Here is a 17,534-nt window from a genome sequence, read left to right as displayed (position 1 = left end):
TCGAGCAATCGAGCAATCGAGGCTAGCAAACTGATAAATTCTCGTCAAGTACATAGCACTATTTTATTGCAAGAATATCTCGATGTCAATTTTTATAGCAATGTGTCTGTATGCCCTTTGCAACGTGTTTTTTCTGCGTTAGCGCTGGGAATGGCACGTTCCGGAGCAAGGCGCAGGAATGAGCGCAGCGAACCATGGACATAGCGACCCGAACGCAGTGAGGGGAACGCCCGGAATAACAAACGAACTCTTTTATTGTGCCAAGGCTTTTTTTACGGCCTGCAAATCTTTTTTTAAGAGCGGGCTTTCGGGATTTTGAGCAAGCTCTTTTTCGAGTATCGATTTGGCCTCGTCAAATTTTCCTGTATTAAAAAGCGGTACAACCTGATTGTGAACGGATATTTCGTGTTTTTTTAGAATCTGTCCGTCTATCATTTTTTTTACGCGGTTTTGCATTGCCTCGTCTGCAAGGGCGCTGCGGTTTTGAAAAAGTTCAAGCGCATCACTTTCTCGGTTTTCGTTAAGAAGATTGACTGCGGCGTTGTAAAGCGAATTTCCGTAAGTTTTTTGAAGGACCGCGCTGTTTCCAAAATTTTGAATTACTTTTTCGAGAAATTCGAGGGCTTTTTCCGGCTGCGAGGCGCGATTTTGGGTTATTGCGTAGTTGCAGGCCAGCGTATCAAGGTCGTTTTTTGCTGTTTTTGTTTCCGGATCTGAAAAAAGCTTTAGAAACTCAAGGCGGCTTATTTCTAGAGGAATTGCCGTTTCGTAGTCGCCGGAATCGTTTAGGCTGCTTGCAATATTTTTTCCGGTCAAGGTTGCGGCTGCACGGCTGCTTATCTGCCTGCTTCCAGCGTAGTATTTTTTTGGAATTACGGCGTATTTGCGGTTGTTTTCGGTTTGAGCGACAAGTTTTTTTTCGCCGGGATTAAAGCCATAAGGATTTGTCGTTTCGACGTCGATTTTTTTTGTGCCGGTAAAAACAGAACAATAGGCGTGGATATTTGTTTCCTGAACACAGACTTCGATTTCTAGACTCCGGGCCAACGCAAGATACAAAATGCTTGCAGTGACGCAGTTGTACGAACCTGTCAAAAGTGTCGTGTTAAGCCGAGTTGCGTCTTCCTTGTATTGGTAAAGGGCAACATCATACAAAAATAAAAGCAGTTTTTCCGCCGCGTCAATTTTTTCAAGACCGCAAAACTGTTTTTTTACGGCTTTTTCGAGCGAATCGTATTTTTTTAAGCAGGACAAGCCTTCTTCGCTTTCCACTGGACAAAACGAATATTCCAACGCTGTCTGGATTATCTGTCTTGATGTAAGATTTTGACCAAGAATGTTTTGTTTTTCGTCAGTGTGTTCAATTTTTTGAATTGAATTTTGCTCCAGCCCCCACAAAATTGACGGCTCAAGAGAAGGAAAAGCAAAAATAAGCTGAACTGCAAAAAATGCAAAAATTATTGCCAGGATTTTTTTCATATACGCTATTTTTTTAACAGATATTTTTCGATTTTGAGGGTGATTTTTTGACCTGAAGGCAAATCTTCATCTTCGGTCGGTAAATCTGCGGTCAAAATCTGGGAAGTTTCGTTGTCAAGGCGAATGCGGTAACGCGTTGTCTGTCCTAAAAATGCTGTCGAAACAATAGTTCCGCTGACTGTAAGACAATTTTTTGTTTCTTTTTTGCCTGCATTTATCTTAAAAAACCATTCTGGGCGGACTATCAATTTTTTTGCTTCTTTTAGGGACGGATTATCAATTTCAAATTCATTTAAGTCTGTCAGTTTTATAAAATTTGCCCTGCCGACTGCATCTGCGACAAAATCGTTTGCCGGTTCAAAATAGATTTGTCTTGGAGTTCCAACCTGCTGCAATTTTCCGGCTTTTAAAACCGCAATCGTGTCAGAAAGAGAGAGCGCTTCTTCCTGGTCGTGAGTAACATAGAGAGTTGTAATTCCAATCTGGCTTTGAACATCTTTTAGTTCTTCTCGAACCTGAGTACGCAGCTTTGCATCAAGAGAAGAAAGAGGCTCGTCCATTAAAAGAATTTTCGGCTCAAGAACAAGAGCGCGCCCCAAGGCTACGCGCTGCTGCTGTCCGCCAGAAAGCTCATGAGGAAATCTTTCCAGAAGATTGGCGATTCCGAGGATGCGCGCGGTTTTATGTATTTTTGCAAAATTTTCTTCTTTGCTGTTTTTATTTTTTATTTCAAGTCCATAGAGAAGATTTTTCTGAACCGTCATATGCGGAAAAAGAGCATAATCCTGAAAAACCATTCCAATCTGTCTTTTTTCCGGCGGAACAAAGGTGCAGTCCGCGCCATCAATCAAAATTGAACCAGAGTCTGGAGTTAAAAAACCGGAAACTATTTTTAGGAGGGTGGTTTTTCCGCAACCGCTTGGTCCCAAAAGTGTTGTAAAACTGCCGCTTTTTACTTCAAGAAAAAAATCGTTGATAGTCCGAGTATTTCCAAAACTAAAAGAAACATTCTTAAAAGTAAGGCTTGCACTGCTACTGTTCATAAATTTTTGCCTCAAACCGCCGGCTTAAAATTTTTCCGGCTCCAAGTATTATAAAAGTAATGACAGTTAAAACAAGTGCCAGAGCCGCAGATTTGCCCCAGTCGCCCTGCTCTGCCAAATTCAAAATTTTTATCGAGGCAAGTCCTGTGTTAAAACTTACCAGAAAAATAACCGAACTTATAGTTCCAACGCCACGAGCAAAATCGTAAACGGCAGAACTAAATAGACCGCCAATACTCAACGGCAAAATAATATCCTTTAAAACCTTCAGCCGTCCTGCACCCAAAGAACGGGCCGCTTCATCAAGAGAAATTTTCAGTCGGCTAAAAGTTGAAGAGCAGATTCTGTAGCTAAACGGCAGATAACTTACAGTCATTGCAATTATGATTAAAAACGAACTCAATTCAAAATGAAAAATTCTTTCGATATACGAAGAAACATAGGCAAGAGAAAGTCCAAAAAGTGTTCCTGGAATTGCAGAAGGAATCTGGCAAACCGCATCAAGCCCCGAAACAAGCGGAAGTTTTGTTCTGTGTGTAAGATAAACGGTTAGAGCCGCAATAAAAGTTGACAAAAGCGCCGCCACAAAGGCAAAACAAAGGGAATTAAACAGACTCTGGCTGAACGAAAAAATTGCCTTAAAATGGGCAAAGGTAAAGCTCGTATTTATTCCCCAAAGTTTTTGAAAAGCGCCCATTGTAATAGAAAGAAGCTGCGCAATAATCAGTACTGCAAAAAAAGAACAAAAAACCGTAAGCAAAATATTCATTCCAAAACTGACATTTTTGTTTTTTTTGAACGGAATATTTTTTTCTGATTTTGGACTTGGCTTTCCTCCGCCGATTTTTCCGCCAATTGTCGCAAATTTTAAGGCATTTTTTTTATAAAAACGGTTTTGCAGCACAAAAAGCAAAATTGATGGAATCAAAAGAACAAGCCCCATTGCGGCGCTTGTTCCAATATTAAGCCAGCCTGTAAGCTGAGTGTAGATTTCAACAGCAAGAACATTAAATCTTCCGCCAACAATCAGGGGATTTCCAAAATCGCTCAAAACGCTTACTGCAATAAAGAGCGTAGCCGAAACAATTCCAGCAAAACTCAACGGCAAAGTGACCGATTTAAAAATTTTCCAGTTGCCTGCTCCCATGCTTTTTGCAGCCTGTTCAATAGAAGGATTTATTCCGTTTAAAGTCTGGCAGCAAATTAAATATGCAATCGGAAAAAAGCACAAAACCTGGCTTAAGAGAAGTCCCCAAAAACCGTAAAGGCTTACATCAAGACCGAGCAATGTTTTTGTAAAAAATCCCTGCCGTCCAAACAAAAGAATAAAAGAAAGGCCTCCGACAAAAGGAGGCGTTACCATGTGGACAACAGGAACGACCGCAAATAATTTTTTTAAAGGAAGATTGCCGCGGACAACGGCATAAGCGTAAATGTAACCGACAAAAACAGAAACAAAGGTCGAGCAGACACATTCAATAGCGGTATTTCTGATTGCCGTAAAAAATCTTTTTTGAGTAAAAATCTGCGCAAAGTCGGACGGGCGCACAGAAAAAAGAGCGTATAAAACAGGAATAATTACTGTTATCGCAAAAAAAAGCCACAATGCAGCGCAGGCAAAAAAACTTTTTTCCTGACCGTAAATTTTTCCTGTTTTATTCAATTTAGTTCCTTGAAAAATGGACTATTCCAATTCTAGTTTAAGATTTTTGACCACTTAGACAAAACTTCTGTTTTTTGACCAGCAGCCTTTGCTCTATCATAATTGATTAAATCAACATCTTCAATTCTTGTTGCTCCTTCAATTATGCCAGCTTCTGAATTTACAGGAACGGTAAAGTCGATTGAAGTCATAAGTTCCTGAGCGTCTTTATCGAGAATAAAATCAACAAACTTTTTGGCATTTTCAGGATTTTTTGCATTCTTCAACACTGCAATGCAGTCAACGTCTCCGGCAGTTTTTGGAGGCGAAACTGCCACAATATCAAATCCCTGCGCCTTGTATTTTACGAGCGCATGAAGGTAAGCAACCCCAAGAGCATATTCGCCTGTTCCAATGAGTTTTGGAGGCGCGCTTCCGCTGTCCGGGAACTGGCCAACAAGCTGGCTCAATTTTTCAAGATAATTCCAGCCGTTTTCCCAGCCAAGACGCTGCAACTGGTTCTGAAGGAAAAGATACGCGGTCGAAGAGCTCGCAGGGTTTGTCATAACAAGTTCGCCCTTAAAAAGTGGATTTGCAAGCTCATCCCAAGTCTTAGGATATTCAACTCCAGGGAATTTTTCTGCAAAACGTTTTGCGTTAATTCCGATTCCAAGAGAAAGAACACAAAATCCAGTCCAGGTTCCGTCGGAAGATTTTGCATAAGACGGCAATTTGCCGGCAATTTTTGGAACATAAACGTCCAGAGCACCGGCTTTTGCAGCCTGAATATGGTAAGCAGAGCCGCCGCCCAAAAGAACATCGGCTTTAGGGTCGTCTTTTTCGGCAATAACGCGGTTTACAAGTTCGCCGGTTGTCGCACGCAAATAATTTACTTTAATTCCAGTTTTTTTTGTAAAAAGATTACAAAGAGCCGCAGTTTCTTCATCGTGAATAATCGAATAAACATTCAATTCTCCGCCGTTTTTTCCACAAGCAGAAAACAATACACAAGAAGCAAAAACAAGCGCAAGTGTTCCAAAAACTTTTTTCATAAGTCCTCCAATTCCTTTATAACCTAGTAATATAGTATGTTATAAAAGATTATTCAATATGGATATAAATAATAAGTATAAAAACTGAATGCTAATTTTTGATAAAACAAACACAAGACGGGCAAATAGAAAAAAAATTGAATTTTAATTATAATTTCGTTCATGCCGCAAATTAAAGAAAAATCCTCACGAAACAAGACCATAAATTTTACAGAAAAAGAAGGCTCAGAATACTTAAAAAAATGCCTTTTTGCAGATTCATCATTTTTTCCTTCAAAAGAAGAACTTTCCGACTGCATAATCTGCGGAGACACATTTGAACTGCTTCCAAAACTTCCAGAAGAAACATTTTCTCTCATTATTGCAGACCCGCCGTACAACCTTTCAAAACAGTACAATTCTTCAAAATTTGCGGCAAAAAACCATGCAGAATACAAGTCTTACACAAAAAAATGGCTTGAACTTACGCTGCCGCTTCTCACAAAAAACGGCTCAATGTACATCTGCGTAGACTGGCAAAGCTCAATAATCGTTGGCGAAGTTTTAAACGAATACGAAGAAAAAGGAAAAATATTTCTGCGCAACAGAATCACCTGGGAAAGAGAAAAAGGCCGCGGAGCAAAAGCAAACTGGAAAAACTGCCACGAAGACATTTGGTTTTTTACAAAATCCGAAGATTATATTTTTAACACAGACGCAGTAAAAATGCGCAGAAAAGTAATCGCTCCGTACAAAACAAACGGAAAACCAAAAGACTGGACAGAATCTTCCGAAGGAAATTACCGCGACACCTGCCCTTCAAATTTTTGGAACGACATAACAATTCCATTCTGGTCGATGAGCGAAAACACAGCGCATCCAACTCAAAAACCAGAAAAACTCCTTGCAAAGCTAATCTTAGCGTCAAGCAATCAGGGAGATTTAATTTTCGACCCTTTTGCAGGTTCTGGAAGCACAGCCGTAACAGCAAAAAAACTCGGCCGCCACTGGTGCGCAATCGAAAAAGAACAGCGTTACTGCGCCTGGAGCGAATACCGCCTTCAAATGGCAGAAAAAGACTCTTCGATTCAAGGCTATTCCGATGGAATTTTTCATATGCGAAACGAATAGTTTTTTCTGCAAAAAAAAATCTCAGCTTACCACGAAATTACGCAGCTGACAGGAAAATGGTCAGAATATCCAGTTCCGTACTTTAAAATATATTTTGAAGGCAAACCGTTAGCATTCGACCAGTTTCCTTTACATTCAACCTTAAAGTCAGAAACATTCGCTCCGCTTCCGGCAAAAAAATGGTCGATTCGCTCCCAATTTCCGTTGTAAAAGTAACTGCCCGGCTCAAAAAGATTCCCGTCAGAATCGTACCAGGGAGAATAAACAAAAGCAGGATTTTTACCGCGAAGCTCAACGTTAAGCTGAAGTTTTCGTCCGTTTATCTTTCTAAATTCCAAAATATCGCGGTTAAAGTCGCCGCAGGCAACAACAGGAATATTTTGGCCTTCATATTCCGCAAAACTTTGGGCAAGAACCGATTCCTGAAAATTTCGCCAAACCTCGCTTTTTTCCGCCCCGCCGCTCTTGCTTTTCCAGTGATTAACAAAAAGCAAAAGAGGCCGCTCATTTACATTTACAAAAACTTTTAAAAGAGGACGCATAGAAGGCTGTTTTTCTGATTCGGAACGGACATCCAGAGAATGAACCGTTTTTCCAAAAAGCGGAAAACGGCTCAAAACTCCCAGCCCAATCGCCGAACCTTCATCTTTGTAAAAACACCCATAACTGTAATTTTTTGAAAAGCTGAAATTTGAACAAAGCCTGTTAAAAATGTCATAAAGCTGGTCTTCGTTTTCAAGCTCCTGCATAACAAAAATATCCGGCTCACAGGCTTTTACAACTTCCGAAAGCCGCTCAAGTCTGACACCGTATTTTTCTTCGCACCAGCCGGCAGAACTAGAAGCAAACTCCGAATATTCAGTTCCGCTAAAGTTTCCGTCAAAAAAAGTCTGCAAATTCCAATTCAAAATTTTGACAGAATTCAATTTTTCAGACTGATTTTTTTCTGCAAGCAAACAAGACTGATTGCAAGAACAAAACAAAAATCCTGCCGACAAAAATACAATCCCAAAACAAAAAACAGATTTCTTATTTTTCATAAATCGCCTCTTAACCAAAAAAAACTCTTCTATAATAATAAAGTGTCTTTAAAGTTAAACTTTTGACAATTTTTTGAAAAAAAAATCTTTTATGGCAAAATCAGCAAAAACCTAAGAATTCTGCTTCATAAAATTTGCCCAGATTTTGTCAGCCTTTGCAATATGATTCAAAACCCAGCTTGCAATATATTTGTAAAAGCCAAGAACACCGCCCTTGCTGTCAGCAGAAAGTTTTTGAATCTGAAAACCAACTTCCTTTATAAAAAATTCATGGGCGGCCTTGTGCGTGCTAAGTCCGACATACCCGATTTTTTTCTGAAGCTCTTCTTCGTTAGAAAAATGATACTCCGTATAATCCGTCAATTCTTTCAATATAGAAGGCATTTTTTCCTTTAATGCGGTCTCATTTCCAGTAACAACATCATAAAGCTCGTTTGCAATCGCAATAAGTTTTTTGTGCTGTCTGTCAATTTCAGGAACACCAAGAAGATATTCATCGCTCCATTCAATTTTTTTAATTTCTTCCATATAAAAGCCTCATTTTTTTTGTAAAAATACTTATCTGCAAAAAAAATACAATAAAAATATCCGTTCGTCAAATTTTTAAAGCATTTTTGGACGTGCCGGCAACAAGTTGCCGTCGGGCTTTCCAGAGTTCCGGCTTTCGCCTGCATTGCTCCTCTTCGTTCCGCAACGGCTCCGCCGCTCTTCCAATCCCTCACGCAAAATTATCTTCCGCCTGGTCCCGGATTCGGATGCGTTCCTTCCGTTGCACCACCGGTTGTTCCGCTTGTCTTTGTGTAAACATAGCTTGAGGTTGTTGTCGCAATGTTGCTTGCGGTTGTTGTGCCGCCTGAAACGTCCGGCAATTCAACGTAAAGATTGCTGAACGTGCTTCCGCCGCTTGCCGTAACTCCGCTAACGGCTTTGTATGTTGTGCCGGTTTTTATTTCCGGAGAAGAAAGAATCATTATATACTGCGAGTTTGCGCTTGTTCCGAATGCAGACGGAATTGCAAACGCAAAAACAGCGTTTCCGCTTGAATCTTCAACGGCAAAAGTTGTTCCGCCCGCGCCAAAATAATCTCCCGAAAGAACAACCGTGCTTTGCGTGCACTCGCTTGAAGTCGGCTTTGAATAGTTGCTCGTTCCAACTCCAACCAAAAGTCCGCCTGTAATTGCGAAAGTGTTTTCGTCGCAGTCAAACGCACATTCAGGAGTTTTTGCCGTCAAAGCGACAATCACACCGCCGTTTATAGTAAGCGTTCCGTTTGAGTCAATCGCGTCGTTTGAAGAAGAATACGCGTAGATGTTTCCGCCGCTGATTACGACTTGCCCTGCGTAGCCTGAATCGTCGCGGCTTGCGTTTATGCAGTCGTCCGTGCAGTTCAAGTTTATGATTCCGCCTGAGATAAAGACCGCCTGCTTTCCCTCGATTCCTTCCGGGCTGAGTTTTGTCGTCTCGATTACCGTAACGCCGTCCGCGTCTGTGAATGTGTAAGCAGAGCTTGACTCGTCCGCCGGAGTTCCAGTTGTCGTTATGCTGATTTCTCCGCCGTTAATCAGAACGTAAGGATACGGGTCGTCGCTTGTGTCTTCAGTTTCCACGTCGTCCTCATAATCCCATTTTGCAGAAATTCCTTTTCCAACGGTTGAAGAAGTGATTTTTCCGCCGTTTATGACGATAAATCCTTCGCCCGGATTGTCCTCGTCTTCCGCTCCCTCAACGATGATTCCGCGGCTCTGGTTGTTCGTGTTCGCGCCGGTTCCGCTGATTGTGATTTCGCCTGAGTCCATAACAAATCCGTTCACGCTCTGGATTGCGTTCCGTCCGCTTGTGTTCACGTTCAAAGTTCCGCCGAAAATTCTGATGTAGTCCTTTGAATAAATTCCGTGCTTGTAGCCCTCGTTCAAGGTGAGCGAGCCGCTTCCCGAAATCAAGAGCGCACCTTTTGTGTAGATTGAGCCTTTTGTCTTGTCGCCCTTTGCCCAGCTTGCAGTAAGTTCCGCATCGTCAGCCTTTGTTCCAGAAAAACCGCTTGAATAATAATCTGTTCCTTCTGCCTCGCTGTAGCCTGTTCCGTATTTTCTGCCGTCTGTGAGCGAGTTCGTTCCTTCCAAAACAAGATAAACCGTCGATTTTGCGTCAACGTTTATGCAGGGATAGTTTCCGCTCGAAGAAATTACCGCGTCGTGAAGATAGAGCGCGACCGTTCCTTTTTTATATGAAGAAATGTTCAGCGCGCCTTTTTCCGCAGTTCCTGTTATGTCGAATTTCAAGTTTGATTTGTAAGATGACGAGTCGATGTAAAGAACTCCGTCAGAAATTTTCGCAGTTATTTCACTTGAATCCAAAGTTACAGTTGCAGATTCTCCGCCGTCGGTCAAAGAACTCCAAGTTGAATTGTCCGCCGAAACTTGAAGTTTGCTCAAATCAACATACAAAGTTCCGCCAAAAGCAACGCTTTCGTAAGCCGCCGCGCCTGTGATTATGTTTCGTGAAGAAGAGTTCGGAGAATAAGAATTCGGTCAGAAAGATATGTCGATTTTGTCCGAAGAATTGAAAGAAGTGATTTCAGAAGTTACAGTTGTAGCTGTCTCAACCGAGCCGGAAGACGAGCCGCCGCTTCCCGACGGAATTCCGCTTCCGCCTGAATCAGAATTAGAGCCGTCATCAGAAAAACTACAGCCCGTAAAAAACAAACAACCAAATAAAAGTGTACCAAAAACCAGATAAAAAACCACCTTATTTTTCTTCATATATCCTCCAAATATGGAAAAGTAAATATATTAAAAAAATAAAATAACAAGTTTTTAGTTACAAAAAATATGTAATCAAATCTAGAAGAACTGGTTGCTGGCATTTAAAAGTCAATAGCTTATCTATTTATCAAGGCAAGTCCAGCAAGAACTACAAAAACTCCCGCAATCTTATTCCAACTAAGATGCTCCTTATAGAAGAGCCATCCAACAAAAATAAGAGCCACGGCAAGAAAAGCGCTTTGAACGACCGAAGCTGTACTGACAGGCCATCCAGCTTTATAAATATAAATCCAGCCGACTTCAAGCCCCACAAGAACAATTCCGAACACAAACGGCACCCAATTCAATCTGCCATACTCCTGAAATAAATTTCCATTTCGGTTCAGAACAAAATACATCACGGCCGAAAACACTGCGCCGACAGAATATGTTATAGTGAGCGATGCCAGCGGATTTATTCCGTTTGGAACTGACTTTGCGCATATCTGATACATGACATTTGACAAAACAACCAGTACAACTGGCAAAACATAGCTTAACACTTTACTCTCCTTAATAAAACTCCGCGTTAGCGGCAAGCTACGGATGGCGAGAATCACAGTTTGTGAAAGCAACGCTTGAGCAAACTGTAATGATAAAAATTACACGGATGTAATTTTTATCATGCCTCCTTAGAGCATTTGCTTTTTTTGTACCATTCAAGAACTTCTGCAAGATTTTCTTCCCGCACTCTTTCGCCGTCATTCATCATAATTTCAAGCATTTCGCTTTCCCGCTGAGTGCGGTCTGTCTTTGCCTCAAGCTGCTTTGTAACCATTTTGACCATCATGTTCATCATAAGTCGGTAGAGTCCGTGCAGTTTTTTTACATTGAAATTTCCCTGCAACGTAAAAAGCGGGATTTCATCCGGAACGCAAGTTTTTTCACGGATTTCTTCTGTGCGTGTTCCAGTTCTTTCCATTCCGACTGCGCAAACGGCGCGGATTTTGTATTTTTTTGCAGCCGTCTTGTAGCCTTTGACTTGCGCCGCCATTATCCAGCCAAGATAAATAATTTCGCTTCCTTCCTCAACTTTTGACTTTGCCTCTTCCATTGAAAAAACAGAAAGACCTGTTTTTTCCGCGAGCATTTTTGCGTACTGCTCTGCGCTTCCTGTGTTTGTTGTGTAGATGATTGCTTCCATTTTTTTTCCTCCTAGGTTCAATTTCGAGTTTTAAATTTTACTGTCATTATCGGGCTTGACCCGATAATCCGTTGTAAAGATTTGATAATCGAGTTAGCTATGCAAACATCGCGGTGTCAAGCACGGCAATGACAACCTTGTTAGCATAGAAATAACTGTTTAGTAGCTGTTTTTATTAAAATTCGACATTCGACCTCATAGATTATTTTGATTATTTTTCAGCCCGTTCTTTTTCGAACTGCTCTATAAAATTTTCTATGTGTTTTTCCAGCTGAACAAAAACTAATTTTTTAGCATTCTCTTCTGCGCCGTCGTAAACGCTGTAAAGAGTAAAAATCGGTCCGTAGAATTCAAACGCAACCTGCCTTGCTTTCGGCTTTGATTTTGTTATCTTTTTGAAAATCTTTGTCATGTATTCAAGCGGTCCTGCCACAAGATAATCTTGATAAAGATTGGACATTTCTTTGCTTCGGAATTGTTCCAATGTAAGCATTTTGCGGAACTGGGCAGAAAACTTTTCTTCCGTCCAATGCCTGAACTGCGCAATGCTGTACCCGCGGATTTTTTCAGCTGGAATATTAGCGTATGCTTCTGCGGATTTTTCGGAATTTGATTCTGGCATTTTGTATTTTTTTGCGCGTTCCAAATCAAGTTCCGCCATGCGCTCAATAATCCGCTCAAGAATCTGCTGCTTGCCTTCGTAATGTTTGTAAAGCGCGCCTTTCGTAATTTTTAAGCGGGATGCAATATCGCTCATGGAAGTTCCCAAAAATCCGTTTTGCGAAAAAAGTTCAAGCGCAGTTTCTACAATTTGCTCTTTTGTTTCGCTTGGCATTTTTATCTACCTTTTAAATTTTAATTCCCCTTAATTTCGAGTTTTAAATTTTAGCGTCATTATCGGACTTGAGTTCTTGTCATTATCGGACTTGACCCGATAATCCATGCGTACAGAGATTTCTGTGTCCGTAGCACAGAAATGACAAAAGAAGCAAGCACGGGAATGACACTTAAATTACTGTTCTTATTAAGACTCGGCATTTGGATTAATTAAGTAACTGTTCGTTTACTTACAAGTATATAATAGTTACCAAACGGTTACTTGTCAAGAGAAATTGAATATTTCTGCCTAAAAAAAATCTTGCCACCAGTTTTTTTGCTCGCTATAATTTCTTGCTAGAGAAAAATCATGAATAAAATAATCATCAGAAAATATGCGGAAAAAGACATTCCCGCAATGTGCGGAATCTGGAATGAAGTCGTTGAAGAAGGAGTCGCCTTTCCGCAGGAAGAAGCTTTGACTGAAAAAAACGGAGCGGATTTTTTTGCTTCCCAAACTTACTGCGCGGTCGCCGAAGAAACTGAAAGCGGAAAAACCGTCGGGCTTTACATTCTGCACCCGAACAATGTCGGCCGCTGTTCGCACATTGCAAACGCAAGCTACGCCGTAAGTTCCGCCTGCCGCGGACTTCACATCGGAGAACTTCTTGTAAAAGACTGCCTTGCTCAAGCCCGGCTCGCAGGATTCAGGATTATGCAGTTCAACGCCGTTGTTGCAACAAACATCCATGCACGGCATTTGTACGAAAGGCTCGGTTTTATTCAGCTTGGAACAATAAAAGGCGGGTTCAGAATGAAAGACGGACATTTTGAGGACATCTGCCCGTATTACCGCGAAGTGTGAAATTTTCAGCAAGTTTTCGGAAAAAAAATGAACAGGCTGGAAAAAAGTTCTATTTTTTGAATAAATCAGCGTGGGTTCCTGTGCGGGAAAGCTCAAGAATCAGCACATCATCTTTTATCTGATAGGTCGAATTTCGAGTTTTAATAAAAATAGCTGCTAAACAGTTATTCCTATGCCAACAAGGCTGTCATTGCTGTGCTTGACACCGCGATGTTTGCATAGCTAACTCGATTAGCAATCTTTCCAATGGATTATCGGGTCAAGCCCGATAATGACACTAAAATTTAAAACTCGAAATTGAGCCTGATAAACTAGAAGCCAGTCCGGTTTTATGTGACATTCACGGTGGTTCTTCCAGTTTCCTTCAAGCGCATGGTCGCAGTATTTTTCATCGAGAGGCAGACCGTTTGCAAGTTTTCCTACTATTTCTGCAAAAAGGCTTAAGTCGTAATGCCGCTTTTCAACTTTTTTCATGTCCTTTTTCATTGCGGAGGTAAATTTTACTTCGTATTTTGTTTTTTCTTTTGAAAATTCCATTATTTTAACAAAGCCTCCATCAAGTCATGAACATTATTATATCCCTTCACATTCGGGTCGTTCGCAATTCTGTCGCCTTCTTTCATCGCCTTGATTGTCTTGCGATTCGGGCGGTCAACGGCAATGTCAAACGGAATCCGTCCTTCGCGGAGAACTTGCTTTGTAAAAACATTGTAAAGGCCTGAAACTGTCATTCCGACCTACTCGCAGAATGAAGAAATATCCTTTTTGTCCTGGTCATCCAAAGTGATTGTTAAATTTGCCATAATATCCTCCAAAAACAGCAGTTTACACTTGAATGTATGTGAATTTTATGTGTTTTTTAAGTGGGAATCACAAGAATCGCGAATTTTTCGGAACAGAGAACTTCCCGACATCAATTCCTTCTATCTTCAAGAGCGCGATTTTGTTTTTGATTCCGCCGCCGTAGCCTGTCAGACTTCCGTTTGAGCCGACGACGCGGTGGCACGGAACGATTATGCAGATTGGATTCCAGCCCACCGCTCCCCCGACCGCCTGCGCGCTCATTTTCTTAATTCCTTTTTCAGCCGCGATTTTCTTTGCAATCTCGCCGTAAGTCAAAGTTTTTCCGAACGGAATTTTCATCATCTCATCAACGACAAGCTTTCTGAAAGGCGTAAGATTTTCGATTTTGAACTTCGGAGCAAAATCAGGACTCCGCCCCGAAAAATAAATGTCGAGCCAGCGGCAAGCCTCGGCAACGGCAGAAATGCCGGAATCGCGGGCATTTTTCACATTTTGATCATAATCCGATTCAAAAATCTTATGCTTTTTTGAGTCAGGAGAATCCTTAAAGAAAAGTCCTGTCAAAAAATCTCCGTCGCTTTCAATCAAAATCTCCCCGAGCGGAGAGCCGTAGGAATAAACGCAAGCCATAACAGAATTTTAGCACGAAATTGTAGATAAAAAAATTAACGGCATAAAATTGAAAAAAGATTTTTGATAAAAAACACAAAAAATGTCAGTATTGTGCAAATACCCCCCCCCATTTTCTACAAAAGACATATTATCATTTTCTTATCTAAGAAAAAATTCTTTTTTGGAGGAGAATTATGAAAAAAATGTTGAGAATTACGGCGGCATTTGCAGCTCTTGCGGCAATGACGAGCTTTATCGCCTGCTCTAGCAACGATGACGGTGGAGATGGCGACAAAAACGGCTTTGAAAACACCTACTGGGCTATGGAGGATTTTTCAGACAACACAGAAGAAGCAGGAGTCGAGCTTACTTATAAAAATGTTATTTATGTCCATATTGAAGACAGCTCAAAAGGCACTGCATATATAGCTGGTTCTGATTCTATTGATTACGAAAAGCTGGACTATACAAAGACAAATTCTGTGGATATTCCTTATTCTGAAAAAGAGACATTCACGTATGTTGTTGACGGCTCTAAAATCACAATCACGAGCAAATACAAAGACGATGCCGGACAAGAGAAGACAGAGATAATCGAAGGAACTTTTTCTTCCGACAAAAAATCATTCACAACAACAGAGACTGAAGACGGCGAAACATATACAACCACTTACACAAAGGTTGACAAAGCTCCTTCGAATGCAACATTAGTTATCACTGTGGCTGGCTCTAGCGGAAGCGAAACCGGAGGTGAAACTGGTGGAGAGACAGGCGGAAGCGAGACTGGTGGAGAAACCGGCGGCACAGAAACCGGCGGCGAGACAGGAACAACAAAAACTGCAACAATTGCGTATGATGGTTCTTTAGAAGAAAATGCGCCAGCTGTCACAGGAGAGGAAGGTGTATTCTCAGACGTGCAGACAGCAATTGAAGGTGCAGGCGTTGCAGAAGGATACTCTCTTGATGACGGCTACCCAAGATATGGTTCTCAAACTTATAGTGGAGATGACGGTGTTAAAAACGGAACAACTTCAGCAGGTATGTTGATTGTGTCAAACTTGCAGGATGGAAACACGAAGATTTCCTTTGATGCAAGTACTGTTATGGCGTATGCAACATATAAATTTACACTTTCTGCAAAATCTGATGTAGAAACTGCTGTAAAAGCATTTAACACACAAAGCTCAGCTCTTGCTGGAAAAATTGAAATTATTGATGCTGAGGGAAATTCAAAAGCAAGCAAACAGGCAGAAGCTGGCTCAAAATCAGCGAATGATGTGACAGCAGATTCTGTTGAACTTGATGCAGGTGAGTATACACTTAAATTCAGTTGGGTTACGACAAAGGCTGCAGAGCTTAAAAAGGTAAATTGCGGCATCTCTAGCTTCTCAATTAAAGCGACAACAAAATAGATCTAATCCTGCATTAACTTTTAGTTAATTTCTAGCCCAGCGAAAGCAACAAAGTTTTTCAAATGAAGCTTTTGTTCATCGCCGGGCTTTTTGTTTCTATCTCTTGCACTTATTACGAATTCTATTTTCTAAAAATTCTTGAATCGTACTGAGTACGAAAGCCATTTTTACCAAAATTCAAAAATCGTACTCAGTACGAACATTGCTTTTCAGAAATTTTCAAATCGTACTCAATACGAATCATGTTTTTATCAGAATCCTTGAATCGTATTCAGTACGAATGTCATTTTCTTAAAAACCTAAAATCGTAATGGGTACGGAATCTTTTTTCTTCTTTTTCAATCGTATTCATAAAAAATTCCCACGACAGACCGGTCAGAAGAGAAGAAAATAATATTTTAATTATGCAGAAGCCAGCCACTTTACCGCATAAATCTGAATTATTCCGTTATGGTCAATGTTGTTTGAGTTGTCCAAAGTTATCAGAAGTTTCGGATAATTGTCCTTCATCAGCCTGAACGGGCGCAGTTCACGCTCCAAAGTGCTTTGCTCACGCACAGAAAGCGCAACCTGATAATATTCTGTCAGCCCGTCTTTTTTTGCCACAAAGTCAATTTCAAGGTCGTTGTATTTTCCAACATAGACTTCATAGCCGCGCCGCAAAAGCTCAAGATAAACCACATTTTCTAAGATAAATCCGTCATCGCCGGTTCTGATTCCCAGCATAAAAAAACGCAGTCCCATGTCAACGGCGTAATATTTCTCAAGACTTTTAAGAAATTCCTTGCCTTTTATATCGTAGCGCGTCGCTTTGTAAAAAAGATAACTTTCAGTCAATGCGCTGTAACAGTTTTCCACAGTAGCCGGGGAAGTTTTGCGTCCGCCGCTTGTCAATGTGTCGCTCACTTTCTTTGACGAGACAAGATTTCCCACATTAGAAAGCGTGAACTTGCAGACTTTTTCCAGAACGTCAGAATCAGAAAGTTTTTTGCGCTGGATTATGTCTTTGAGAACAATAGTGGAATAAATTCCGCGGATATAGTCGCGAACTAGATTCTTATCGGTACTGATTGACGCGACATAGGGAAATCCTCCGACCGAAACGTACTCGTTGTACAAAGTTTCATCCGCCGTAACTTCCTTTTTTAAAAAGTCACTCTTGAATTGCGCATATTCGGCAAACGAAAACGGCAGCATTTTTATTTCGACATACCGACCGGAGAGAAGAGTCGCAATCTCGCCTGAAAGCATATAGGCGTTTGAGCCAGTGATGTAAATGTCAACGTTGTCCTTTAGAAAAAGGCTGTTCACGACTTTTTCAAACTGCGGAACAAGCTGAATTTCGTCAAGAAAAACATAGTTCATCTGCCCTGCAGTAATTTTTCCCCTCAAATGCTTATAAAGAACGTGATAATCGCAAAGGAATTCGTTTTCAAGGTCGTCAAAATTGATTGAAATTGTGTTGCATTCTCCAAGTTTTTCGACTTCCGATTTAAACTGGCTAAGCAGCGTTGATTTTCCGCAACGCCTTACGCCTGTAACAACTTTTATGACCTTTTTATCCTTCCAATTCCAAAGGATTTTCATAAATTCTTTTCGTACAACCATACAACCGATTATAAGTAAAAAGTTTTTAACGTGCAAGTTAAAAACTTTTAGACAGAAGCTTTTTTTTAACATATAAAGCCCCAACTTCGAGTTTTGATAAGAACAG

18 protein-coding genes are annotated in these 17,534 nt (G+C 40.8%); 3 read left to right on the top strand and 15 right to left on the bottom strand.

From position 1 onward, the window contains the following. Nucleotides 1-252: 252 nt before the first annotated feature. From B3Y13_RS08355 to B3Y13_RS08340, 4 genes are read right to left on the bottom strand one after another with little or no spacing between them, the layout of a single operon-like run. Nucleotides 253-1,479, bottom strand: a complete 1,227-nt coding sequence (locus B3Y13_RS08355) for a tetratricopeptide repeat protein (RefSeq protein ID WP_296693926.1) — start codon at nt 1,477-1,479, stop codon at nt 253-255. Nucleotides 1,480-1,484: 5 nt separating this feature from the next. Then, entirely contained in the window at nt 1,485-2,522 is a 1,038-nt protein-coding gene (locus tag B3Y13_RS08350; protein WP_296666904.1) for an ABC transporter ATP-binding protein, read from the bottom strand. Next, nucleotides 2,512-4,185 carry an ABC transporter permease gene (locus B3Y13_RS08345; protein ID WP_296693924.1) on the bottom strand — a complete coding sequence of 558 codons (1,674 nt, stop codon included), beginning with the start codon at nt 4,183-4,185 and terminating at the stop codon, nt 2,512-2,514. Before B3Y13_RS08345 ends, B3Y13_RS08350 begins: the two co-directional genes overlap by 11 nt. A 32-nt stretch (nt 4,186-4,217) precedes the next feature. Beyond that, entirely contained in the window at nt 4,218-5,216 is a 999-nt protein-coding gene (locus B3Y13_RS08340; protein WP_296693921.1) for an ABC transporter substrate-binding protein, read from the bottom strand. A 162-nt stretch (nt 5,217-5,378) separates the two neighbouring features. Between B3Y13_RS08340 and B3Y13_RS08335 the strand changes: the two genes are divergently transcribed. Then, nucleotides 5,379-6,326 (top strand): DNA-methyltransferase, encoded by a 948-nt coding sequence (locus B3Y13_RS08335; RefSeq protein ID WP_296666910.1) that lies wholly within the window; start codon nt 5,379-5,381, stop codon nt 6,324-6,326. Nucleotides 6,327-6,352: 26 nt separating this feature from the next. Here B3Y13_RS08335 and B3Y13_RS08330 read toward each other — a convergent pair whose 3' ends face one another. The 7 genes from B3Y13_RS08330 to B3Y13_RS08300 form a co-directional block, all read right to left on the bottom strand. Then, nucleotides 6,353-7,366 carry an endonuclease/exonuclease/phosphatase family protein gene (locus tag B3Y13_RS08330; protein WP_296666912.1) on the bottom strand — a complete coding sequence of 338 codons (1,014 nt, stop codon included), beginning with the start codon at nt 7,364-7,366 and terminating at the stop codon, nt 6,353-6,355. A 111-nt stretch (nt 7,367-7,477) separates the two neighbouring features. Further along, a complete protein-coding gene (locus tag B3Y13_RS08325; RefSeq protein WP_296666915.1) occupies nt 7,478-7,894 on the bottom strand; it encodes a bacteriohemerythrin in 417 nt (138 codons plus the stop codon). A 200-nt stretch (nt 7,895-8,094) separates the two neighbouring features. Further along, entirely contained in the window at nt 8,095-9,798 is a 1,704-nt protein-coding gene (locus B3Y13_RS08320; RefSeq protein ID WP_296666917.1) for a carbohydrate-binding domain-containing protein, read from the bottom strand. A gap of 96 nt (nt 9,799-9,894) precedes the next feature. Further along, nucleotides 9,895-10,125, bottom strand: a complete 231-nt coding sequence (locus B3Y13_RS08315) for a hypothetical protein (RefSeq protein WP_296666920.1) — start codon at nt 10,123-10,125, stop codon at nt 9,895-9,897. Nucleotides 10,126-10,244: 119 nt separating this feature from the next. Next, the gene (locus B3Y13_RS08310; protein ID WP_296666923.1) at nt 10,245-10,670 is read right to left on the bottom strand and encodes an EamA family transporter; all 426 of its coding nucleotides are present in this window, start codon (nt 10,668-10,670) and stop codon (nt 10,245-10,247) included. Between the two features lie 119 nt (nt 10,671-10,789). Then, nucleotides 10,790-11,311: a flavodoxin domain-containing protein gene (locus B3Y13_RS08305; protein ID WP_296693920.1), complete on the bottom strand. Its 522-nt coding sequence runs from the start codon at nt 11,309-11,311 to the stop codon at nt 10,790-10,792. A 211-nt stretch (nt 11,312-11,522) separates the two neighbouring features. After that, the gene (locus B3Y13_RS08300; protein WP_296693918.1) at nt 11,523-12,146 is read right to left on the bottom strand and encodes a TetR/AcrR family transcriptional regulator; all 624 of its coding nucleotides are present in this window, start codon (nt 12,144-12,146) and stop codon (nt 11,523-11,525) included. 351 nt (nt 12,147-12,497) lie between these two features. Here B3Y13_RS08300 and B3Y13_RS08295 point away from each other — a divergent pair, with 351 nt between their 5' ends. After that, nucleotides 12,498-12,992 carry a GNAT family N-acetyltransferase gene (locus tag B3Y13_RS08295; protein WP_296693916.1) on the top strand — a complete coding sequence of 165 codons (495 nt, stop codon included), beginning with the start codon at nt 12,498-12,500 and terminating at the stop codon, nt 12,990-12,992. A 231-nt stretch (nt 12,993-13,223) separates the two neighbouring features. Here B3Y13_RS08295 and B3Y13_RS08290 read toward each other — a convergent pair whose 3' ends face one another. The 3 genes from B3Y13_RS08290 to B3Y13_RS08280 all read right to left on the bottom strand — a co-directional run bounded on the left by B3Y13_RS08290 (nt 13,224) and on the right by B3Y13_RS08280 (nt 14,426). Further along, complete coding sequence (locus B3Y13_RS08290; RefSeq protein ID WP_296693913.1) at nt 13,224-13,529, bottom strand: type II toxin-antitoxin system YafQ family toxin; 306 nt, start codon at nt 13,527-13,529, stop codon at nt 13,224-13,226. Then, a complete protein-coding gene (locus B3Y13_RS08285) occupies nt 13,529-13,723 on the bottom strand; it encodes a type II toxin-antitoxin system RelB/DinJ family antitoxin (RefSeq protein WP_296667659.1) in 195 nt (64 codons plus the stop codon). Before B3Y13_RS08285 ends, B3Y13_RS08290 begins: the two co-directional genes overlap by 1 nt. Nucleotides 13,724-13,862: 139 nt before the next feature. Next, a complete protein-coding gene (locus tag B3Y13_RS08280) occupies nt 13,863-14,426 on the bottom strand; it encodes a methylated-DNA--[protein]-cysteine S-methyltransferase (protein WP_296667656.1) in 564 nt (187 codons plus the stop codon). Between the two features lie 176 nt (nt 14,427-14,602). On the opposite strand from B3Y13_RS08280, the gene B3Y13_RS08275 reads away from it, so the two are divergent. After that, nucleotides 14,603-15,820, top strand: a complete 1,218-nt coding sequence (locus B3Y13_RS08275) for a hypothetical protein (protein ID WP_296693910.1) — start codon at nt 14,603-14,605, stop codon at nt 15,818-15,820. A 402-nt stretch (nt 15,821-16,222) separates the two neighbouring features. Here B3Y13_RS08275 and B3Y13_RS08270 read toward each other — a convergent pair whose 3' ends face one another. Further along, nucleotides 16,223-17,428 carry an ATP-binding protein gene (locus B3Y13_RS08270; protein WP_296693908.1) on the bottom strand — a complete coding sequence of 402 codons (1,206 nt, stop codon included), beginning with the start codon at nt 17,426-17,428 and terminating at the stop codon, nt 16,223-16,225. Between the last annotated feature and the right edge of the window lie 106 nt (nt 17,429-17,534).

The organism is Treponema sp. UBA7567, from assembly GCF_002476655.1.
Taxonomy (GTDB): Bacteria; Spirochaetota; Spirochaetia; order Treponematales; family Treponemataceae; genus Treponema_D.
The sequence above is the reverse complement of the archived record's forward strand: the minus strand, read 5'-3'. Positions and strand labels throughout refer to the sequence as shown.